We start from the raw sequence: 20,849 nt of genomic DNA on the forward strand, positions 1-20,849 counted from the left end.
ATATTTAATCATAAAATTAAATTTGTTCATAAGGTCACAATTATTAAAATTCAGAATATTTATAATTTATATTTTTTCATTCCTCGAACAAATAAACCATATTCTGAATAATTAGATAAAGGTGAAGCAGCAGGCAATCCGAAAAACGCCCGGTGGCGCTACGCTTACCGGGCCTACAAATGGCACTTTCCCTTAGGCCGGATCAGGCGCAGCCGCCATCCGGCACTCACTGCCCACTCACTCGGTAATCACAAACCGCGTCGCGGCAAAGCAGTTCAACACCCGGTGCACCAGAAACACCATGGTGAGCGTTGCCACCAGCGCGACGGTGACGGAGGTGATGCGGTACAGATCGCTGAACACCAGGTCCTGATCCGGGTGCAGGTTCTGACCGAACATAATGCCAATGGTGGTGATACTGGCAAAACCCACGCCCGCGCCGACTTTTTCCATTACGTGCAGGCGGGCGCTGAACGCCAGCCCGAGACCGATCAGCGGCATCATCAGCAGCATATGGTTGCTGAAATCATAGATAAGCAACTGCACCAGCAGAATATACAGGCAGGCCAGCACCACGCCGACCACGCGCCAGACCGAGCTGATCACCGCCCCGCGATAGTGCATCGGAAACAGGATCAAAATGCCTGCCATCAGCGCCGACAGCGAATCACTCAAATCACAGATCTGGAAGACCACAAAAATCATCGTCGCCACTGTGCCGGAAAGCAGCGATTCATGGCGCACCCGGGCGGCATCTTTCTCTATGCGCGGCGGCGGCTGGCGCGGCTCCACGTCCGGGATCAGATAATGCAGCAGCGCGCTCAGCGCCACCGCCATGACGCAGGCTTCCATATTGGAGAACATCAGCGTATGCCAGTTGGTGGTGGGATAGCTCATAAAGTTGAGCATCGTGCTCTGACACACCACACCCATCGAACCAAGCAGAAACAGCGGCCCTTTGCTCATAAAACGAAAACGCATCACGTACAGGCCAAACACCACCAGCGTCATAATCAGCGGCCACTGTGAGAGATAGCCGACGATTAGCACCATTTCAACGCAGTTCACCGCCGCGCTGAACACGAACTGGGTTGCCACATGGCGGTTGAATACCGGCACCAGCGACAGCAGCATCAGCGGATAAACCACAAAAAACACGCCGTACTGCACGTTGTAAAAGGTCGAGATACTCAGCGCGATTGTCCCGGCAACGGAGATACGCAGGGTCTGGCGAAAATCATTGGCGGTGTAGACAATGTTCCCGTGCGGGGTAAAAACATGGGCCAGGGTGTTAATAGACATAGTGCAGCCAGCTAACGAGATGGATCTGCGCCCCGGCAAAGGTGCGGGCGAACATGCCCTCGCTGTTATACAGCTGTACCGTAGCGCGCGCCCCGGTCGGTAACGGCGTGTCGAGCGGTTCGTTCAGCGCCACATGAATACGCATACGCTGCGCATCGCGCACCCAGCGGGTGGACTGTTCCGGTTGCGACAACTGACCGTTAACCTGCTCCTGACCCGCCAGAGTACCGGCATCACTGCTGGTAACGCGAGCAGAGAAAACCTTGCCCGGCATGGCGTCAAACACCACGGCGGCATCAGTATCTACCCGAGTGTGACGCAGGCTTTTCTCACGAAAATCGGCCACGATATCCGTCTGATGGCTGACCAGCGCCAGCAGCGGCGTAGCCGCAGTGGCATACAGTCCGGGGTTGAGCTGGAGGTTGCTCACCGTGCCATCGGTTTCTGCATGCACCTTCGTCCAGCCGAGATTCAGTTGCGCCTCGTCCAGCGCATTGCGATATTTTTGCAGCGTCACGTTACGCTTGTCATCGCGCTCGCCGCGCTGGATCAGCAGGTTCTGAATACTGGCACTCAGCGCGGCAACCGACTGTTCACTGGTCTGCCAGGTGGTACGCACCTTATCGAGATCGGACTGCGAGACGTTCTGCATGGCGCTCAGGCGCTGATAGCGGTCAAAGGTGGTCTTATCGTTGCGGGCAGTGAATTGCGCGGTGCGCAGGTTGGCGCGGGCAGAGGCAATCTGCGCGTCCAGCTGTTGATTGCTCAATTTCGCCTGCTCAAGGGCAATTTGCGCGGCTTCGACCTTATTGATAAACGGTGTCGGATCCAGCTCGTACAGCAAATCGCCCTTCTTCACCTGGCTATTGTTATGTACATGCACCTGCGAGACGTAGCCGGAAACGCGTGAGGAAACGGGTGTTACCACACGCATTACCGTGGAGTCCGGCGTCAGCGGGATCCAGATATCGGCAACGATAAACCAGGCGAATATTACCAGGAAAGCGGCAATACTCACCCTTACCCAACGGGCAAATTTTTGTTCTGGGGTCATCATAGTTTTTTAGTGTTGATTGTCTTCTTCGCGGATTGTCCGCAAATTGCAGGCGAGTTGATTTAAGGTCGCGCTGAAGGAGGCAAGCTCCGCTTCAGGAATGGTGCAGGTGACGCGATGTTGATAGTTATCAATCACCCGGTTTAGTTCGTCCAGCCTTGAGCGGCCTTGCGCGGTCAGCGTTAGCAGGCGGATGCGTTTGTCATAAGGCGATGTAGAACGCAGCAGATAGCCCTGCTTTTCCAGCTGTGAGAGAGTGCGCATCAGCGGCGGCAGTTCAATGCCCTGCATTTGTGCCAGTTCACTGACCGAGACGTTGTCTCCCAGTTGATACAGCTGCATCAGTACCGTCCAGCTGGACTGCGTCAGGCCAGTATCGGTGATGGCAGCATCAATAATGGCCCGCCACTGGCGCACCACCATCGCCATGCGCATCCCCATTGGACGGCGGGCAAACAGTTCATCTTCAGTCATGTTTCTTTTCCCTCATCGCTGAGAAGAAAATAATACTTATCAGGGTAAGTATCAAGAAACGGACCAACCAGAAGCATGAATTGATAAATGTCGTGAATGTAAAAGAGGCCGGGGCGATACCCCCCAGCCTCTGTCGATAAAAGAAAATCACTCCACCTGATCGCGTCGTAGCCCGACGTCCCGCAGCCGCTCATCACTCATCTGATGCAACACACGTCGCGTTTGCGCCCGTAGTCGCCACCGTTTTATCGCCTGCCAGATCTGCACAAATCCAATAAACGGCTGCTTTGCTTTATTCTCGTGAAATTCCATACCTTGCCTCCCCGTCTTGCCAGAGGCTTTATCTTCACGGATTTGGCCCGGAACAATACAGACTCACAAAGTACTTTTATTTAACATACAGATTGGTTAAAAAGAGTTCTGCATCGCTATTTTCACGCCAGTCTGTACTGGTTTTTTAATCTGTATGGCACCCATGAGGGATACAGCATGACGCGTTACCAACATCTGGCCAATCTGCTGGCCGAACGCATTGAGCAGGGGCTGTATCGCCATGGCGAAAAACTGCCTTCGGTACGCAGCCTGAGCCAGGAGCACGGCGTCAGCATCAGCACCGTACAGCAGGCCTATCAAACGCTGGAGCAGCGACAGCTGATCACCCCGCAGCCGCGCTCCGGTTATTTTGTCGCGCCACAAAAAGTGCAGCCACCCGTGCCACCGATGTCGCGTCCGGTGCAGCGTCCGGTCGAAATCACCCAGTGGGATCAGGTGCTGGATATGCTAAAGGGCAACGCGGACAAATCGATAATCCCGTTTAGCAGCGGCGTGCCCGACATTGATCAACCCAGCCTGAAACCACTGTGGCGCGAGTTAAGCCGCGTGACGCAGCATAATCTGAAAGCGATTCTGGGCTACGATGAAATCTCCGGGTGCCGTGAACTGCGTCAGCAGATTGCGCGGTTGATGCTGGACGGCGGTTCGGTGGTCAATGCAGATGATATTGTGATCACCAGCGGCAGTCAGAGCGGAATGTCGCTGGCGCTGCTGACGGTCTGCCAGCCCGGAGACATTGTTGCCGTCGAGTCACCCGCCTACTACGGCACGATGCAGCTGCTGCGCGGCCTGGGGATCAAGGTGATTGAGATCCCAACCGATCCAGACACCGGGATCAGTGTTGAAGCGCTGGAACTGGCGCTGGATCAGTGGCCGATCAAAGGTGTGCTGCTGGTTCCCAACTGCAACAACCCGCTCGGATTTATTATGCCGGATGCGCGGAAGCGGGCGGTGCTCACCCTCGCCCAGCGTCACGACATCGTGATTTTTGAAGACGATGTGTATGGCGAGCTGGCAACGGAGTACCCGCGCCCACGCACCATTCACTCCTGGGACAGCGACGGTCGGGTGCTGCTGTGCAGTTCGTTTACCAAATCCGTCGCCCCCGGTCTGCGCGTCGGTTGGGTGGTTCCCGGTCGCTATTACAACAAGCTGCTGCACATGAAATACGCCGTCATCGGCACCAACGTTCCCGCTACGCAACTGGCAGCGGCTTCCTTTGTACGTGAAGGTCATTACCATCGCCATATCCGACGCATGCGCCAGATTTATCAGCGCAATATGGAGATCTACACCTGCTGGGTACGGGAGTACTTTCCCTGCGGCATCTGCGTCACCCGACCAAAAGGCGGCTTTATGCTATGGGTCGAACTGCCGCAGCAGGTCGATATGGTCTGCGTCGCTAAGCAACTCTGTCGCCTGAAAATCCAGGTCGCACCGGGTTCGCTGTTCTCCGCATCCGGAAAGTATCGCAACTGCGTGCGCATCAACTGTGCATTGCCGCCAAACGATAAGCATCAGGAAGTGATGCAGAAACTCGGCGAGGCGGTAAAGGTGGCGATAGAGTAAATCGGTACACCCGGCTACGCCTCTGCCTGGTGGCTTAAGCCCTGAATATCTTCAGCGGAAAGCCGGGTAATTTTTTGTACCGTGCTGATATCGATGCCATCTGCCAGCATGGTGCGGGCAATACGTAGCGCCTCATCACGTCGCCCCTCTATCAGCCCTTCCTGTTTACCTTCCTGTTTACCTTCCTGCTTTCCTTCCTGCTGACCTTTGAGCCATCCTTTTTGAAAACCTGCCTCATGCAATCTGTCCGCGATCGTCATCAAATGCTCCTTATGCTGCGGTGAACGTTCGGCAATTGCACTGATAAACGTATTGAAGCGAGGTGCATCGCCGGTTCGCAAAATATAATTAAACAGCGTCTTTAGCTGACTGTCATTAGTCGAGCCGTTAACTAACAGGGAAACAAGTTGCTCAACCAGCCCCATAAGATCGCGCTGGCGAATATGTTTTTGGATCAACTCCAGCAGCGCCATGCGTCGATGCTGCACAATTTCGTCATCTGGAATAACGGTAATATCCACCAGCGGAAACGCCGCAGCATACAGCTGACGAGCCAGCTTCGGGTTGGCAAACTCGTCCAGCCAGCATAGAGAATAAGGGTACGGGCTTTTAGCGCCGTGATAAAACAGCATCGGCACCACCAGCGGTAGCTGCTGATGCCCGGCATCTAAATGTTTCTGCATGGCCGCTACCGCGTAGCGCATCAGTCTGAATGCCATATGCGCATCCGGTGTGCTTTGGTGTTCAATCACCACATAAATATATCCATCCCCATCCGTTGTTTTCACCGACCACAGCACATCGGAGTAATACGCACGTAAATCCTCTTCAATGAAACTATCTGACTCGAGTTTCAGCGTCTGAAAATCGCAAAGTTCGCGCAGCGAAGCGGGAAGATGTATTTGTAGAAAATCCCGCGCTGTCTCTGGGTGGCGCAAAAACGTTTTAAAAACCGCATCATGCGGTGTGGAAGTCGGTGCTGTATTCATGGCGGTCCGTCACCTGGAAATAAGATGCGGTGACTGTAGCGCCGGAAAACCGCTCTCTCACCTGCGACTTTCTCTCTTTGCGAGACGTTATCAGAGATAAAAACGTCCCTTTGTAACGTCTGCATTTGTCTGGAATACCTCACGCAGAATCGCTATCTCAATGCGCATTCCCGCGTTAAGCCTCTTTAATTTCGGCGTATTAACCCGATAAACTCGTTTAATTATCATCCAATCCGCATTACACTGCGGGAGGTTATTTTCCATTCAACGTTCTCTTCCCGAGGTGTAATGTGCTGATTGTCACTTGTAATCGTTACGTTTTCTGACCTGAGCCAGAAAGACGTATTTCCTGTTTGCGCTTCACGCAGGCAGCGTTTTTGATTACATGAAATTCAGTACAGCTGCAGTCTGTTTTTTTTCTGTCACCAGCCTGACGTCTGTAAGACGGTATTGAATTTCGCTATTCCCGTTGAGGGTTTTCTCCCGACAAGGAGTTGTTTTATGCAACGGATTCTCGCGTTTTTCGCTCAACGCGCCACAACGCTATTTTTCCCTATCGCGCTGATTTTGTATGACTTCGCCGCCTATCTGTCGACGGACCTGATCCAGCCCGGCATCATCAACGTGGTGCGAGATTTCAATGCCGATGTCAGCCTGGCGCCGGCGGCAGTCAGTCTGTATCTGGCGGGGGGGATGGCGCTACAGTGGCTGCTAGGGCCGCTTTCCGACAGGATTGGCCGCCGACCGGTACTGATTGCTGGGGCGTTAATCTTTACGCTGGCCTGCACGGCGACACTCTTCACCACCTCGATGACGCAATTTCTGGTTGCGCGTTTCGTGCAGGGCACCAGCATCTGCTTTATCGCCACTGTCGGTTATGTCACGGTACAAGAGGCCTTTGGGCAAACAAAGGCCATTAAGCTGATGGCCGTTATCACTTCCATTGTACTGGTTGCCCCGGTTATCGGCCCGCTTTCCGGGGCGGCGCTGATGCACTTTGTCCACTGGAAGATCCTGTTTGCCATTATCGCCGTCATGGGGCTTATCGCCCTGATCGGGTTAGTCCTGGCGATGCCGGAGACCGTCCAGCGCGGTGCTGTGCCGTTCAGCGCGCTCGGCGTACTGCGTGACTTCCGCGACGTGTTCCGCAACCGGGTGTTCCTGTTTGGCGCCGCCACGCTGTCGCTGAGCTATATCCCGATGATGAGTTGGGTGGCGGTCTCGCCGGTGATCCTGATTGACGCGGGCGGCATGACCACCTCGCAGTTTGCCTGGGCGCAGGCGCCGGTGTTTGGCGCCGTAATCGTCGCCAACATGGTCGTCGTACGTTTTGTAAAAGATCCGACGAGGCCGCGCTTTATCTGGCGGGCAGCGCCTGTTCAGTTAAGCGGGCTGGTGGTGCTGATTGTGGGTAATTTGCTGTGGCCGCACGTCTGGATGTGGTCGGTGCTGGGAACCAGCCTGTATGCGTTTGGCATTGGGATGATTTTCCCAACATTGTTCCGCTTTACGCTGTTTTCCAACAATTTACCGAAAGGTACGGTCTCCGCATCACTGAACATGGTGATCCTGACGGTAATGGCGGTTTCTGTCGAAATTGGGCGCTGGCTGTGGTTTAACGGCGGCAGGATTTCGTTTCACCTGTTGGCGGTTGTCGCAGGTATTGTCGTGGTATTCACGCTCGCCGGATTGTTGAAGCGGGTACGTCAGCACGAGGCCACGACGTTAGCCACTGAGAGCTAATCTTCCATGAACGCCCCGACAGTTAAACACCAACATGAGAGTTGAACTGTCGGGGCAATCCATAATAAGACATCTACTTTTGGTCATCTGGCGGAATATAATGGGATTTCAGCATCGGGTTCATGTGTGATCCGATTACGCAGGTCGCGACGAATTATTTCAATCACCCAAAACCAAAAAATATGCCCCACAATTTCAGAAACGTATTCATCAAAGGGTAGCTGAGACAATGGCGGCGAAAGATGCAATGCAGGAATAAAGAGGCCATGAACCGCCACTGTCACGATCAACCCCGCTAACACACCTTGCCAAAGTTTAACTTTCGGAAAAATTTCAGCAGCAACGCAATAACCCACTGCAAATACTAATGAAAATATAATGTGCGTGACCATTACGGGATTGATCGCATGCTCAGAAAAGGTATAGACCGTTTGCGTGGGATCAATCCCTAAATAGTCCCTGAGAAAAAGATAGGGCGGGTTAAATTCATTTCGCCCCAGAGAAAATGTCCTTGGTGGAAGGGGCACCTCGGCGCCCCACTTAACAAATGCAGAAAGCACGCCAGAAACGATACCAATCAAGAGAGCGATACCATAATGACGGCGCTCGGGCGGCGTTCTTGTGAACAACTCATTCAACTTCATAAATTTATCATCCCTTATATATATAAAAGTAGCACTCAAAATCCGTGTCTATACCCGTCATACTTCAAGTTGCTTATGTGTTGGCTACGCTCGCTCACCCCAGTCACATAGTTATCTATGCTCCTGGGGACTCACTCCCTTGCCGCCTTTAAGCAACTCGAATTATTTAGGGTATATGCTACCCTGGAGGGATGATAAAAATTGTGACAAAGATTAATTTTGATAAAAAATGATCTAATTTGATATTTAATGACATGTTTTGATTTAATATCAAACCATAACTTATGCCTGATACCGCTGCTTTTTGTATAGGTTGCTGATTTAAAGGTTGCCGGATAAACATTCTGCGTCATCCGGCAGAGAACATTACGCGCTACCGCGTGGGACAACTGGATCCCAGGATGAGATCCCGCCATCTAAAAATGGGAGGCACACCACAAATTTTGCGCGATCCCGCCGTCTGGCTCTATTCTTAAGCCTATGAATAAAATTGCTGAACTCAAACGCGCCAAACGACTGGCGCTCTCTCTGCTGCTGGCCGCCGCCGCCACTTTCGTCATTACGCTATTTCTGCCACCTAACTTCTGGGTGCTCGGAGTCAAGGCGATTGCCGAAGCGGCGATGGTCGGCGCACTGGCGGACTGGTTTGCCGTGGTGGCGCTTTTTCGCCGGGTGCCGATCCCATTTATCGCGCAACATACGGCGATTATTCCGCGCAATAAAGACCGAATCGGCGAAAACCTTGGGCAGTTTGTGCAGGAGAAATTCCTCGATACGCAATCTCTGGTCGCCCTTATCCGTCGCCATGAACCGGCGTTGTTGATCGGCAACTGGTTCAGCCAGCCGGAAAACGCCCAGCGTATTGGCCAGCATTTGCTGCAAATCATGAGCGGATTTCTCGAACTCACCGATGATTCGCGTATTCAGCGGCTCATTAAACGGGCGGTGCATAAGGCCATCGACAAGGTTGATCTTTCTGGCACCAGTGCGCTGATGCTGGAAAGCATGACCAAAAATAATCGCCATCAGGTGCTGCTCGACACGTTGATCGCTCAACTGATCGCCCTGCTTCAGCGCGACAGTTCGCGGGCGTTCATCGCCCAGCAGATCGTACGCTGGCTGGAGACCGAACACCCGCTCAAGGCGAAGATCCTGCCAACCGAATGGCTGGGCGAACACAGCGCCGAACTGGTCTCTGATGCCGTCAACTCCCTGCTGGATGATATCAGTCACGATCGGGCGCATCAGATCCGTCACGCCTTCGATCGCGCCACGTTGAACTTGATAGACAAGCTCAAACACGATCCGGAGATGACCGTCCGTGCAGAAAGCCTCAAAAGCTACCTGAAAGAGGACGAGGCCTTTAACCGTTATCTCGGGGAACTGTGGGCCGACCTGCGTCAGTGGGTAAAAACTGACATTAACGCCGATGATTCTCGCGTGAAACAACGCATTGCCAGCGCCGGGCAATGGTTTGGCGAAACGCTGGTTGCCGATAGCGCCCTGCGCACATCGCTGAATGAGCACCTGGAGCAAGCTGCGCAAAAGGTTGCACCGGAGTTCGCCACCTTCCTGACGCGCCATATCAGCGACACGGTGAAAAGCTGGGATGCACGGGAGATGTCGCAGCAAATTGAGCTCAACATCGGCAAAGATTTGCAGTTTATTCGCGTCAACGGCACGCTGGTTGGCGGTTCTATCGGGCTGGTGTTATATCTGTTGTCGCAAATTCCTTCCCTGCTAACGCTGGCGAATTTTTAAGGAGAAAAATTCAATGACGATGAACATCCGCATTTTTTCCCTGCGCGAGACGCCGGAAAAACGGCACGAGGTCACCGCTTACTTTCAACAACAATGGGCCTCAGAAGACTCAATGAAGGTTTACGAGGATGCGCTGCATCGTTGCATTGGCGCAAAGAACCCACTACCGCAGTGGTATTGGTTGCAGGATGGCGACAGCATTGTTGGCTGCGCCGGATTGATCACCAATGATTTTATCAGTCGCGGCGAACTGTGGCCGTGGCTATGTGCGCTCTATATCGATCCTCGTTATCGTGGGCACGGTCTGGCATTTCGCCTGATTGAACATATTGCGCAGCAGGCCAGACAGCTGGGGTTTAAGCAGCTCCATTTGTGTACCGAGCTGGAAGGTTTATACGAGAAAGCGGGATTTTACTTTGACGGGCCGGGCTATCACCCGTGGGGGGAAGTGTCACGGGTCTACAGTCGTCATCTGTAAACGCGCAATTGTTGTACATCAACAAAGCCTGACATATTACAGGGTTATAATGCGGCGTCTTTTTACTGTCTCCCGTGTTACGGGGAAGGAAAATCATGTCGCTAATCACCGATTTACCCGCCATTTTCACTCAATTCTCCGACGCCCGTCAGAAAGGTTTTCTCACCGTAATGGATCTTAAAGAGCAAGGTATTCCGCTCGTTGGGACCTATTGCACCTTTATGCCGCAGGAGATTGCGATGGCGGCGGGCGCGGTCGTCGTTTCGCTATGCTCAACCTCTGATGAAACCATTGAAGAAGCCGAAAAAGATCTGCCACGAAACCTGTGTCCGCTGATCAAAAGCAGCTACGGTTTTGGCAAAACCGACAAATGTCCGTACTTCTACTTCTCTGACCTGGTGGTGGGCGAAACCACCTGCGATGGTAAAAAGAAAATGTACGAATACATGGCCGAATTTAAAGCGGTACATGTGATGCAACTGCCCAACAGCGCCAGTGATGCGGCTTCGCGTGCGCTATGGAAAGCCGAGATCCTGCGTCTGCAGCAGGCAATCGAAGCCCGTTTTGGCACCCCGATTACCGAAGCTGCGCTACGTGAAGCCATTATTCTCAAAAACAAGGAACGTCGGGCTCTGGCGAATTTCTATCGCGTTGGTCAACTTAACCCACCCGCACTTAGCGGCAGTGACATTCTGAAAGTCGTCTACGGTGCAACCTTCCGCTTTGATAAAGACGCGTTGATCGACGAGCTTAATAGCATGGCCGAGCGCGTACATCAGGAATGGCAGGCCGGGAAACGTCTGGCGTCACGTCCGCGCATCCTGATAACCGGCTGCCCCATTGGCGGCGCAGCAGAGAAAGTGGTTCGTGCCATTGAAGAAAACGGCGGTTGGGTGGTGGGTTATGAAAACTGCACCGGCGCAAAGGCCACCGAACAATGCGTGGCGGAAACCGGCGATGTCTACGACGCGCTGACCGATAAATACCTCGCCATCGGCTGCTCCTGTATTTCCCCTAACGATCAACGCCTGAAAATGCTCAGCCAAATGGTTGACGAGTACCAGGCTGACGGCGTCGTCGATGTCATTTTGCAGGCTTGCCACACCTACGCCGTTGAATCGCTCGCGATTAAGCGTCACGTACGCCAACAGCACAACATTCCTTATATCGCGATTGAAACCGACTACTCCAGTGCGGATATCGGCCAGCTTAGCACCCGTGTCGCCGCATTCATTGAAATGTTGTGAGAAACGCGGATGACATACTCAATAGGGATTGATTCCGGCTCCACGGCGACGAAAGGTATTTTGTTGGAAGGTAACGTCATCAGGCGCCGCTTCCTTTGCCCAACGCCTTTTCGCCCCGCAGATGCGATCGCGCAGGCATGGGAAACGTTGCAGGATGGGCTGGAGAACAGGCCATTTTTAACCCTCACCGGGTACGGACGGCAGCTCGTCGATTATGCCGACAAACAGGTCACTGAAATTTCCTGCCACGGACTGGGGGCACGATTGCTGGCTCCCGGCACCCGCACAGTGATTGATATCGGCGGTCAGGACAGTAAAGTTATCCAGTTGGATGACGATGGTAATCTCAGCGATTTCTTAATGAATGACAAGTGCGCTGCCGGAACCGGGCGGTTTCTGGACGTCATCTCACGCACCCTCGGTGCCAGCGTAGAGCAGTTGGATACGATTACTGCTGGCGTCGAACCGCATGCTATCACCAGCATGTGTACAGTATTTGCCGAGTCAGAAGTCATTAGCCTGCGCTCTGCGGGTATCGCGCCGGAGGCGATTCTGGCTGGCGTGATCAACGCGATGGCCAGACGCAGCGCAAACTTCATCGGGCGGCTTTCAGCCCAGGCACCGCTGCTATTTACCGGCGGTGTCAGCCACTGTCACGCCTTTGTCCGTATGCTCGAAGGGCATGTCGGCATCCCCGTACACACGCATCCCGACGCACAGTTTGCCGGTGCAATCGGGGCTGCGTTGATAGGTCAGCGTCAGGAGAAGCGTCAGTGAAGGAAACGCTGTTCTTGTTTCATTCCACCGTTGGTGTCATCAAAATGCGCAAGGCGCTACAGGCCGCAGGGGTCCGCTTTCGGGTGGCGGATATTCCCCGCGAGCTACGCGGTGGCTGCGGACTCTGTATCTACATCGACTGTGTTGCTGGCAGGGAGGAAGAATGGACGATCCCAGGGCATACCGAATCTATCTACCGTCAGGAAAACGGAGACTGGCGCTGTATAGCCGCGTTTCCCGCCTCCTGAACACGCCTGATTAGCACGAAACGCTGATATATACTCTCATTATCCAGGGTATAAACAACAGCTTATAGTCTGTATAGATCATCACGCCACTAACGCCATAAATATATTTTAATCAGATTGTTCTGCAATTGAATGTCAGCATTTAATAACCTGTAAATAACAGTCAAACATCTCTCTAAAAACTTTATAATTCACTTTTACGTATATACCTTTGCTGATAGCACATGCGTAAAAATGGACATATTAATTAAATTGCAACAACACTTCCGGGAAGAGTATATGTCGAGGTTAAAAAAACTCATACTTGGGTTGATTATTCTGGCTGGTTTAATTAGCACGGTAGGCGATTATAAAAATTTTGGTCTATTTGGTGCAGCAGGATTGTTTGTTATATTTCTGCTAACAACCGTTTTCTTGTGGCAGTGGGCTTCCGGAAAGTTTCCGGAGGTAGCCAAAATACAGGCCATTATTATTTTACTGGCCAGTGCTATTGCGTCTATTTTTGTTATCAACATGGCAATAGCCGGAAACTTGCATGTGGACCTGATGGAAGTCATGCGTATTTCCATTACGCACAATCCTCTTTTTTACCTCATTCTCTGTATCGTCGCATGGGTAAAAGTGGATATCTGGAAATGGCTATTTAGCGATCTGCAGTCGGCACAAAACCAACCGCTGTGAGCCTCAAAAGCATGTAAAAAAGGCGTCTTACTAAAGACGCCTTTTGCAATCATCACAAAAACTTAGAACTGGTAAGTCAGACCAGCAACAACCTGGTTATCGTCGTTTTTGCCATCAAGCAGGTTAATTTTATAACCTACATCGGCCACCATGTTTTTGTTGAAGTAGTAATCAGTACCCAGCGCAACGTATTCGGTCAGGTCAGTGTTGTTATTGTCACGCGCATGAACGTATGCCACGTTCGGGCGCAGGCCAAAATCAAACACATAGGCAGCCATCGCTTCAAAATGCTGTGCTTTGTCCGCATCCTGAATCAGGTTGTGGGACTCGCCGTACATGGTTGCAACGTAGATAGCATTCGCGTCATATTTCAGACCAGCGCCCCAGAACTCAGCGTTGTCACCTTCCCAGCCGCTACGTTTCTGCTCAGCAGTCACGGAGTTAGTGGTATAGGTCGCAATGGCAGAAACGCCGGAATCCGCAATATTGTCATAACCCAGCGAGAAGCCGTAGCCATTACCGTGCTGTTTTGCCGGGTTAGCGTTAGAATCATCCTGGCCCTGATACTGCGCGCCAACGTTCAGACCATCAACGGCACCAAACAGATTTTTGGTGCGGAGTGTTGCAACGCCAGAAGTGCGTGTAGTAAGGAAACGGTCAGTATCTTCAAAGGAGTCGCCACCGAACTCTGAAAGAGTGTCAGTGTAAGCTCCCACATCGTAAGCGATACCGTAGTTACGACCGTAGTCAAAGCTAACGTCATGGCCGTAATCCAGACCAGCAAACGCCAGACGTGTATTAACGCCATTCTGTGACCCTTCTGCCTTAGAAGCATCAAACTGACTCTCAAACTGGCCGTAACCGGTCAGTTGATCGTTAATTTGAGTCTCACCGCGAAAACCCAGACGCGCGTAAGTACCATCAGCATCTTTACCGTCAGTCCAGGAATGTACCGCTTTTACTTTGCCGTACAGATCCAATTTGTTGCCATCTTTATTATAAATTTCCGCTGCATGAACGGAGGTTACCCCTAATGCCATTACAGCTAATGCCACTACTGACTTTTTCATGTTGTTACTCACTTTTAATTGTGAATTTTGCTATCAACTTTGTTATGAAGGCAAAACGCCTGCATAAAAAAGTCCCCTATGGATTAAGGGGAAACACCAATAACACACCAAAAAACATACCGATAAAGGTAATAATGAAGTGGCAGGACATATTTCATTTTGGGTTTTAAATAAAACCCGAACAGAGAGATGCTACTTTGAACTTTCGCTTTCGCTCTCATTAATAGAGCGATGTAACATTAACGCTTCCGCAATAATGTCTTGTTTACTTTTACGCGTTTCAAATGCCAGTGTTCGGACATATTCCCAAAGAGAAGTATCAACACGGGCACTTAAAAGGACCATATCTTTAGATCGGGTACCCCTGGCTTTTCGGATATCGGGATAATCTCGAGAAGGCATATTTAACTCCTGACGCAATAACACGCTTATGGCGATGAAATATGCAGCCAGTGTAAAAACATGTCAACGGTAAAAAAAAATCACAATAGTAATGAAACTGTTAATAAACCAAAAAAAAGTGGAACGATATTTCAAATGAAAGATAACTTGATTGTAGAATAATGTGTAATTTTAACTTTACGAATATTTGTTCTTACTCATTTGATTAAAATGGGAGCGGCTGGACGAGTCATCAACCTGCACAATCAAAACATCATTCTGACCAATAGGTTACAGAGCGTGATTAATGTCTACTTTTATCTAAATCCTTTGTTTTTATACGCCTTTAAGTACATATTAACGGCACTAACCGTTGGACAAATCAGTGTGATTCTCACTTCGCATTGACCTGTTTTGTCGAAAAATAAGCACGAAAAGGTAAAGATAAGGTAAATGATGCATTTTTTTGCACGCGAAAATAAGTCGTTTTTAATTGATATATGTCAATTTTCGCCCCGCAATGACGCTGCAAAAAACGCCATCTGCAGTGATGGAAACATTATTTTACGTCGCGTCCAGACACGGAAAATAGTCAGAGGAAATCAGCGGGAAGTGATACGTGAGCCGGGATGGCCCACGTTGTAAAAGGGAAGAAAAATCAGGCGTTAACCGTATCTAACGGCCAGGATTCAAACAGATAACCATCAAAATCGATGTCATCAACGTTTGAAAACTCCAGCAGTCGCTGTTTAACATTTTCCAGATGCTGCCACATTGCCAGCTTGGCCGCGCGGGCATCTTTTTTAATGAGTGCCGCCAGGATCTGCTTGTGGTCGCCCATCCATTCTTTACGGTAATGAGTATCGTCAAGATGGCTGTGCAGTTGGATCCACATCGGGTTGTTCTCACGCCACTGCCATGACTGACGAAATAACTCGACCAGCATACTGTTGTGCGTGGCCTCGGCAATGGCAAGGTGAAACTGCATGTCGCCGCTTTCCGAGCCGTTTGGTTCGCTGGAGGCCAGCTCACGTTCTTCCAGTAGCAATGCCTGGCGCATTTTGACGATATCCTCGCGCGTGGCTTGCAATGCAGCAAACTCGGCGATATTGCTCTCTAATAGCTGGCGTGCCTGTAACAGCTCAAAAGGCCCCGCATCATTGCAATGGTTAATATCCGTGCTGTCGATTGTCTGCGCGTTCGCGTTGTCGAGGACGTAGATCCCGGCACCGCGCCGCACATCCACCAGCCCTTTAATTTCCAGCATGATTAACGCTTCGCGCACCACCGTACGGGTGACATTGAGCATCTCGGCTATTTCACGCTCCGGGGGCAGGCGCTCGCCGGGTTGGTATGGCGTCTGGACAATGAGATCGCGGATCATGGCACCCACTTCCTGGTAGGGTCTTTGCTGAGAAGTGTTCGATTTCATTATGTTCTATCCGTCAGATGCGTTTATTCAGATCCGTAGGTCGGATGGCAGGACGCACCTTATCAGGCCTACAAATAACCTTTATGTCGCCTGAACTATAGCATTTGCGGCAAGCCAAAAACAGAAAACGGGTCAACCAAACAGATATTTTGATTGACCCGTCATAGTTCGGGCGTTATGCGTCAGCGTGCAGTGCTGCGACACACTCGCGCGCGCCCTTCTCGCACAGTTGCTGATAAGCCTCGATAATCGCTTCCACAAAATCCGTGTTTTCCGCTAAATCATGGCCAAAGATCCCGCTTAATCCCAACAGGGCCATAACGCGTTCACTGCCCTGATACTGCTGATTGATGCGCTGGAATTCCGCCAGCATCGGGTCGACAACGTCAATGGTCTGCCCCTGCTCATCCACGCCTTGGGTATAGCGCATCCAGCCCGCTACACCCAGCGCCAGGTGCCGCCAGTCGCTGCCGTTTTGTAGGTGCAGGCGAACAGGGTCCAACAGGCGCTGCGGCAGTTTCTGGCTGCCATCCATGGCAATCTGCCAGGTACGATGGCGCAGGGATGGATTGCTGAAACGCTCGATCAGCAAGGTCGCATACGCATTGAGATCGGTGCCTTCCGGCATCGACAGTGTGGGCGCCTGTTCCTGCATCATCAAGGCAAACGCGGCTTTGCGGTACGCCGGGTTGGTCATGGTATCGGCAATCGTTTCATAACCACCGAGATAGCCCAGATACGCAAGGAAAGAGTGGCTGCCATTAAGCATGCGCAGTTTCATCATTTCAAACGGCACCACGTCGGCAACGAACTGTGCGCCGACTTTATCCCAGTCAGGACGACCGTTCACGAAGTTGTCTTCAATCACCCACTGCCGGAACGGTTCACAGGCGATGGCGCACGGATCGTAAACACCCAGTTGATCGGCAATCTCCTGCAACGTTTCTGGCGTCGCCGCCGGAACAATGCGATCCACCATGGTGCATGGGAAAGTGGCATTGGCTTCAATCCACTGCGCCAGCTGCGGGTCGCGTGCCTGCGCCAGCCCCAGCACCGCGACTTTCGCCACGTGGCCATTTTCACGCACGTTATCACAGGACATCACGGTAAAGGCCGGCAGACCCTGCTCACGACGCAGATGCAGCGCCTGCACGATATAGCCAATTGCCGATTTCGGCGCAGTCGGATTCGCCAGATCGTGTTTAATCAACGGGTTATTGAGATCTAACTGACCGCTGGCGGCATCCGTGCAGTAACCTTTTTCGGTGACCGTCAGCGAGACAATCGCCGTCTGCGGGCGCGCCATCGCACGCAAAATACCGTCGCAACCGTCAAGATCCGGGTGCATGGCTTCTTTCATCGAGCCAATCACTTTCAGAACGGTGTTGTCCGCGCCTTTTTCCGCCACGGTATACAGCAGCTGTTGTTTTTGCAGATTTTCAATCAGTACACAGTCGTTACCCGGCATCAGGTTAACTTCACAGATACCCCAGTCGCTGTCCGTGGTTTCAAGCAGATGGTGGGTGTACAGCGCCTGATGCGCCCGGTGAAAAGCCCCGCATCCGAGGTGAACAATACGGGATTGCAGGCGCGAATTATCCCATGCAGGGCGCGCAACCGGCAGGTTGCTATTGGCAATTGTCGTTGTCATCGTGAACTCCAGAACCCGTCGGAAATGCCGACGGGAAGAGAAAAGAAAAAGCCGGCCCGACAGATTGCCGGCCGGTCTGATTTAGCGGCTAAAGAAAGCGCGCTGGATAGCCATCTCAACGCCGCGCACTTCCGCCAGCCCTTTCAGGCGACCAATCGCGGAGTAGCCTGGGTTCGTTTTCTTTTTCAGGTCGTCCAGCATCTGGTGACCGTGATCCGGGCGCATCGGAATCAAATCTTCTTTACCTTCGGCTTTACGGCGATGCTCTTCTTCAACAATCGCTTTCACCACTTCATACATATCCACGTCACCATTGAGATGCGCCGCTTCATGGAAGGTTTTCGGGTTATCTTCACGCAGCGTGGAACGCAGGTGGGTGAAGTAAATGCGCGGGCCAAACTGTTTGATCATATCAACCAGATCGTTGTCCGCACGAACACCGTAAGAGCCGGTGCACATGGTGAAACCGTTCGCCATGCTGCTGACCGTATCAACCATCCACTGCATATCTTCCACGGTGGAAACAATGCGCGGCAGGCCGAGGATCGGGCGCGGCGGATCGTCCGGGTGCACCGCCATGCGCACACCAACTTCTTCAGCAACCGGAATAATTGCCTTCAGGAAGACGGCAAAATTTTCGCGCAGCGCGGCTTTATCGATATCTTTGTAGCGCTCAAGGTGCTGACGGAACTGGTCAAGGGTATAGCCTTCTTCCGCCCCCGGCAGACCGGCGATGATATTGCGGGTCAGACGCGCTTTATCTTCTTCGGTCATGGTGGTGAAGCGTTCCTGCGCCTGGGCGACCTCTTCAGCGGTGTAGTCTGCTTCTGCACCGGGACGTTTGAGGATATGAATCTCAAAGGCGGCAAATTCAATCTGGTCAAAGCGCAATGCTTTGGAGCCGTCCGGCAGGACATATTCCAGATCGGTACGCGTCCAGTCGAGTACTGGCATGAAGTTGTAGCACACGGTGCGAATACCGCACTGCGCCAGGTTGCGCAGACTCTGTTGGTAGTTGGCAATCCACTGCTGATAGTTACCGGAACGGGTTTTAATGTCTTCGTGGATCGGCACGCTTTCGACAACCGACCAGACCAGCCCCGCCTGCTCAATGATAGCTTTGCGTTTTTCGATTTCCTCAACTGACCACACTTCCCCGTTCGGGATATGGTGCAAGGCGGTAACAACACCGGTAGCGCCTGCCTGACGCACATCAGCTAAAGAAACCGGATCGTTAGGACCGTACCAGCGCCATGTCTGTTCCATGCTTTTAACCTCTTCACATTGTTGGCCCCCGGCGCAAACACCGCGAGCCACGACTTACTCAACTGCCGGAGTGCTCAACGCATTACGCCAGCAAACCGGACGACATGGCGCATAAATTCTACCTTTCGCCCCCACATGTCAACCTAAACAGCAAAATTGGTTAACCAAATCACAAAAACTGTATCAGTGGTCTGGCACGAATAATGAGGTAAGGTGATGAAGTTAAGGGGAAAGAGCCTGCAGGGCGCGGCCTGAAAGGGAACTGTCTGTTATCAATGTCAACATTGAATATGGATTGTGACATTCATCGCATCAATGGTTAACCAATATGTGTAACATCTCAACCAAAATCATAATGGTTCAACCAAAACAAGGTAGACGTTTTATGCACGTTCTCAATATTCTGTGGGTTGTATTCGGCATCGGCCTCATGCTGGTGCTCAATTTGCGTTTCAAAATAAACTCAATGGTCGCCCTGCTGCTGGCGGCACTCTCCGTCGGCATGTTGGCGGGAATGGATTTAATGGAGCTGCTGCACACCATGAAATCCGGCTTCGGCGGTACGTTGGGTGAACTGGCAATTATCGTGGTGTTCGGTGCGGTCATCGGTAAACTGATGGTCGATTCCGGAGCGGCGCATCAGATTGCCCATACGCTGCTGGCGCGACTCGGCCTGCGCTATGTGCAGCTGTCGGTGATCATTATCGGCCTGATCTTCGGCCTGGCGATGTTCTACGAAGTGGCCTTTATTATGCTGGCGCCGCTGGTGATCGTCATTGCCGCAGAAGCGAAGATCCCGTTCCTGAAACTGGCCATTCCTGCCGTTGCCGCAGCGACCACCGCACACTCACTGTTCCCGCCACAGCCGGGCCCGGTGGCACTGGTAAACGCCTATGGTGCCGACATGGGTATGGTCTATATCTACGGTATTCTGGTGACCATTCCGAGCGTTATCTGCGCGGGTCTGATCCTGCCGAAATTCCTCGGTAACCTTGAACGCCCAACGCCTTCATTTATGAAAGCCGATGTACCGGTTGACCAGAACAACCTGCCGTCTTTCGGCGTGTCGATTCTGGTACCGCTGATCCCGGCGATCATCATGATTTCCACCACCATCGCTAACATCTGGCTGGTGAAAGGGACGCAGGCGTGGGAAGTGGTCAACTTCTTAGGCTCTTCCCCAATCGCAATGTTCATTGCCATGGTTGTCGCCTTCGTGCTGTTTGGTACCGCACGCGGCCATGACATGCAGTGGGTGATGAACGCCTTTGAAAACGCAGTGAAAAGCATCGCCATGGTGATCCTGATCATCGGCGCGGGTGGTGTACTGAAGCAAACCATTATCGATACCGGCATCGGCGATACCATTGGCATGCTGATGTCACACGGCAATATTTCTCCGTATATCATGGCGTGGCTGATAACCGTGCTCATTCGTCTGGCAACCGGCCAGGGCGTGGTCTCCGCCATGACGGCGGCGGGGATTATTAGCGCAGCGATCCTCGACCCGGCAACCGGTCAACTGGTGGGTGTCGATCCGGCGTTACTGGTGCTGGCAACGGCGGCGGGTTCTAACACCCTGACGCATATCAACGATGCCTCCTTCTGGCTGTTCAAAGGTTACTTTGACCTGTCAGTGAAGGACACATTGAAAACCTGGGGTCTGCTGGAGCTGGTGAACTCCGTGGTTGGCCTGATTATCGTGTTGATCATCAGCATGATTGCATAACGTCGATACCGCTCTGGCCT

The 20,849-nt window shown here is 52.1% G+C and carries 20 protein-coding genes; 9 read left to right on the top strand and 11 right to left on the bottom strand.

What is annotated here, in order from left to right:
- Nucleotides 1-237: 237 nt before the first annotated feature.
- The 4 genes from HV261_RS22870 to HV261_RS22885 all read right to left on the bottom strand — a co-directional run bounded on the left by HV261_RS22870 (nt 238) and on the right by HV261_RS22885 (nt 3,142).
- Nucleotides 238-1,302: a DUF2955 domain-containing protein gene (locus tag HV261_RS22870; RefSeq protein ID WP_202039603.1), complete on the bottom strand. Its 1,065-nt coding sequence runs from the start codon at nt 1,300-1,302 to the stop codon at nt 238-240.
- Nucleotides 1,292-2,359, bottom strand: coding sequence for an HlyD family secretion protein (locus HV261_RS22875; protein ID WP_202039604.1), 1,068 nt, complete (start codon nt 2,357-2,359; stop codon nt 1,292-1,294). The genes HV261_RS22870 and HV261_RS22875 overlap by 11 nt, the downstream gene beginning before the upstream one ends.
- A 6-nt stretch (nt 2,360-2,365) precedes the next feature.
- Entirely contained in the window at nt 2,366-2,830 is a 465-nt protein-coding gene (locus HV261_RS22880; RefSeq protein ID WP_202039605.1) for a MarR family winged helix-turn-helix transcriptional regulator, read from the bottom strand.
- A gap of 147 nt (nt 2,831-2,977) precedes the next feature.
- Nucleotides 2,978-3,142 (bottom strand): DUF1127 domain-containing protein, encoded by a 165-nt coding sequence (locus HV261_RS22885; protein WP_202039606.1) that lies wholly within the window; start codon nt 3,140-3,142, stop codon nt 2,978-2,980.
- A gap of 177 nt (nt 3,143-3,319) precedes the next feature.
- On the opposite strand from HV261_RS22885, the gene HV261_RS22890 reads away from it, so the two are divergent.
- Nucleotides 3,320-4,732, top strand: coding sequence for an aminotransferase-like domain-containing protein (locus HV261_RS22890; RefSeq protein ID WP_202039607.1), 1,413 nt, complete (start codon nt 3,320-3,322; stop codon nt 4,730-4,732).
- 14 nt (nt 4,733-4,746) lie between these two features.
- Here the strand turns inward: HV261_RS22890 and HV261_RS22895 are convergent, their stop codons facing one another.
- Nucleotides 4,747-5,721: an Rpn family recombination-promoting nuclease/putative transposase gene (locus HV261_RS22895; protein WP_202039608.1), complete on the bottom strand. Its 975-nt coding sequence runs from the start codon at nt 5,719-5,721 to the stop codon at nt 4,747-4,749.
- A 501-nt stretch (nt 5,722-6,222) separates the two neighbouring features.
- On the opposite strand from HV261_RS22895, the gene mdtM reads away from it, so the two are divergent.
- Nucleotides 6,223-7,464 carry a multidrug efflux MFS transporter MdtM gene (gene mdtM, locus HV261_RS22900; RefSeq protein WP_202039609.1) on the top strand — a complete coding sequence of 414 codons (1,242 nt, stop codon included), beginning with the start codon at nt 6,223-6,225 and terminating at the stop codon, nt 7,462-7,464.
- Nucleotides 7,465-7,547: 83 nt separating this feature from the next.
- Here the strand turns inward: mdtM and HV261_RS22905 are convergent, their stop codons facing one another.
- Nucleotides 7,548-8,108, bottom strand: coding sequence for a YagU family protein (locus tag HV261_RS22905; RefSeq protein ID WP_202039610.1), 561 nt, complete (start codon nt 8,106-8,108; stop codon nt 7,548-7,550).
- A 480-nt stretch (nt 8,109-8,588) separates the two neighbouring features.
- Between HV261_RS22905 and HV261_RS22910 the strand changes: the two genes are divergently transcribed.
- The 6 genes from HV261_RS22910 (at nt 8,589) to HV261_RS22935 (ending at nt 13,300) form a co-directional block, all read left to right on the top strand.
- Nucleotides 8,589-9,869, top strand: coding sequence for a DUF445 domain-containing protein (locus tag HV261_RS22910; RefSeq protein ID WP_202039611.1), 1,281 nt, complete (start codon nt 8,589-8,591; stop codon nt 9,867-9,869).
- Between the two features lie 13 nt (nt 9,870-9,882).
- Nucleotides 9,883-10,347 carry a GNAT family N-acetyltransferase gene (locus tag HV261_RS22915; protein WP_202039612.1) on the top strand — a complete coding sequence of 155 codons (465 nt, stop codon included), beginning with the start codon at nt 9,883-9,885 and terminating at the stop codon, nt 10,345-10,347.
- 95 nt (nt 10,348-10,442) lie between these two features.
- Nucleotides 10,443-11,594: a double-cubane-cluster-containing anaerobic reductase gene (locus tag HV261_RS22920; protein ID WP_202039613.1), complete on the top strand. Its 1,152-nt coding sequence runs from the start codon at nt 10,443-10,445 to the stop codon at nt 11,592-11,594.
- Between the two features lie 9 nt (nt 11,595-11,603).
- Nucleotides 11,604-12,371, top strand: coding sequence for a putative 2-hydroxyacyl-CoA dehydratase activator YjiL (yjiL, locus tag HV261_RS22925; protein WP_202039614.1), 768 nt, complete (start codon nt 11,604-11,606; stop codon nt 12,369-12,371).
- On the top strand, nt 12,368-12,619 hold the full coding sequence (locus HV261_RS22930; protein WP_202039615.1) for a putative Se/S carrier protein: 252 nt from the start codon (nt 12,368-12,370) through the stop codon (nt 12,617-12,619). The genes yjiL and HV261_RS22930 overlap by 4 nt, the downstream gene beginning before the upstream one ends.
- 279 nt (nt 12,620-12,898) lie before the next feature.
- Nucleotides 12,899-13,300, top strand: coding sequence for a hypothetical protein (locus HV261_RS22935; RefSeq protein WP_202039616.1), 402 nt, complete (start codon nt 12,899-12,901; stop codon nt 13,298-13,300).
- Between the two features lie 62 nt (nt 13,301-13,362).
- Here the strand turns inward: HV261_RS22935 and HV261_RS22940 are convergent, their stop codons facing one another.
- The 5 genes from HV261_RS22940 to uxuA form a co-directional block, all read right to left on the bottom strand.
- Nucleotides 13,363-14,370, bottom strand: coding sequence for a porin (locus HV261_RS22940; RefSeq protein ID WP_137383850.1), 1,008 nt, complete (start codon nt 14,368-14,370; stop codon nt 13,363-13,365).
- A gap of 192 nt (nt 14,371-14,562) precedes the next feature.
- Complete coding sequence (locus HV261_RS22945) at nt 14,563-14,772, bottom strand: hypothetical protein (RefSeq protein ID WP_137345740.1); 210 nt, start codon at nt 14,770-14,772, stop codon at nt 14,563-14,565.
- A 637-nt stretch (nt 14,773-15,409) separates the two neighbouring features.
- The gene (uxuR, locus tag HV261_RS22950) at nt 15,410-16,183 is read right to left on the bottom strand and encodes a Uxu operon transcriptional regulator (protein WP_202039617.1); all 774 of its coding nucleotides are present in this window, start codon (nt 16,181-16,183) and stop codon (nt 15,410-15,412) included.
- Between the two features lie 175 nt (nt 16,184-16,358).
- Nucleotides 16,359-17,834, bottom strand: coding sequence for a fructuronate reductase (locus tag HV261_RS22955; RefSeq protein WP_202039618.1), 1,476 nt, complete (start codon nt 17,832-17,834; stop codon nt 16,359-16,361).
- 81 nt (nt 17,835-17,915) lie between these two features.
- Nucleotides 17,916-19,100, bottom strand: coding sequence for a mannonate dehydratase (uxuA, locus tag HV261_RS22960; RefSeq protein ID WP_202039619.1), 1,185 nt, complete (start codon nt 19,098-19,100; stop codon nt 17,916-17,918).
- A gap of 385 nt (nt 19,101-19,485) precedes the next feature.
- Between uxuA and gntP the strand changes: the two genes are divergently transcribed.
- Nucleotides 19,486-20,829, top strand: coding sequence for a gluconate permease GntP (gene gntP / locus HV261_RS22965; RefSeq protein ID WP_137383854.1), 1,344 nt, complete (start codon nt 19,486-19,488; stop codon nt 20,827-20,829).
- Nucleotides 20,830-20,849: the final 20 nt, after the last annotated feature.

This window comes from Citrobacter sp. RHBSTW-00671, from assembly GCF_014103415.1.
Lineage (GTDB): Bacteria > Pseudomonadota > Gammaproteobacteria > Enterobacterales > Enterobacteriaceae > Citrobacter.

What these genes read in the sequence shown, in the direction of transcription:
- HV261_RS22870 (WP_202039603.1), bottom strand. Translation starts at nt 1,302, where the DNA reads ATGTCTATTAACACCCTGGCCCATGTTTTTACCCCGCACGGGAACATT.
- HV261_RS22875 (WP_202039604.1), bottom strand. Translation starts at nt 2,359, where the DNA reads ATGATGACCCCAGAACAAAAATTTGCCCGTTGGGTAAGGGTGAGTATT.
- HV261_RS22880 (WP_202039605.1), bottom strand. Translation starts at nt 2,830, where the DNA reads ATGACTGAAGATGAACTGTTTGCCCGCCGTCCAATGGGGATGCGCATG.
- HV261_RS22885 (WP_202039606.1), bottom strand. Translation starts at nt 3,142, where the DNA reads ATGGAATTTCACGAGAATAAAGCAAAGCAGCCGTTTATTGGATTTGTG.
- HV261_RS22890 (WP_202039607.1), top strand. Translation starts at nt 3,320, where the DNA reads ATGACGCGTTACCAACATCTGGCCAATCTGCTGGCCGAACGCATTGAG.
- HV261_RS22895 (WP_202039608.1), bottom strand. Translation starts at nt 5,721, where the DNA reads ATGAATACAGCACCGACTTCCACACCGCATGATGCGGTTTTTAAAACG.
- mdtM (WP_202039609.1), top strand. Translation starts at nt 6,223, where the DNA reads ATGCAACGGATTCTCGCGTTTTTCGCTCAACGCGCCACAACGCTATTT.
- HV261_RS22905 (WP_202039610.1), bottom strand. Translation starts at nt 8,108, where the DNA reads ATGAAGTTGAATGAGTTGTTCACAAGAACGCCGCCCGAGCGCCGTCAT.
- HV261_RS22910 (WP_202039611.1), top strand. Translation starts at nt 8,589, where the DNA reads ATGAATAAAATTGCTGAACTCAAACGCGCCAAACGACTGGCGCTCTCT.
- HV261_RS22915 (WP_202039612.1), top strand. Translation starts at nt 9,883, where the DNA reads ATGACGATGAACATCCGCATTTTTTCCCTGCGCGAGACGCCGGAAAAA.
- HV261_RS22920 (WP_202039613.1), top strand. Translation starts at nt 10,443, where the DNA reads ATGTCGCTAATCACCGATTTACCCGCCATTTTCACTCAATTCTCCGAC.
- yjiL (WP_202039614.1), top strand. Translation starts at nt 11,604, where the DNA reads ATGACATACTCAATAGGGATTGATTCCGGCTCCACGGCGACGAAAGGT.
- HV261_RS22935 (WP_202039616.1), top strand. Translation starts at nt 12,899, where the DNA reads ATGTCGAGGTTAAAAAAACTCATACTTGGGTTGATTATTCTGGCTGGT.
- HV261_RS22940 (WP_137383850.1), bottom strand. Translation starts at nt 14,370, where the DNA reads ATGAAAAAGTCAGTAGTGGCATTAGCTGTAATGGCATTAGGGGTAACC.
- HV261_RS22945 (WP_137345740.1), bottom strand. Translation starts at nt 14,772, where the DNA reads ATGCCTTCTCGAGATTATCCCGATATCCGAAAAGCCAGGGGTACCCGA.
- uxuR (WP_202039617.1), bottom strand. Translation starts at nt 16,183, where the DNA reads ATGAAATCGAACACTTCTCAGCAAAGACCCTACCAGGAAGTGGGTGCC.
- HV261_RS22955 (WP_202039618.1), bottom strand. Translation starts at nt 17,834, where the DNA reads ATGACAACGACAATTGCCAATAGCAACCTGCCGGTTGCGCGCCCTGCA.
- uxuA (WP_202039619.1), bottom strand. Translation starts at nt 19,100, where the DNA reads ATGGAACAGACATGGCGCTGGTACGGTCCTAACGATCCGGTTTCTTTA.
- gntP (WP_137383854.1), top strand. Translation starts at nt 19,486, where the DNA reads ATGCACGTTCTCAATATTCTGTGGGTTGTATTCGGCATCGGCCTCATG.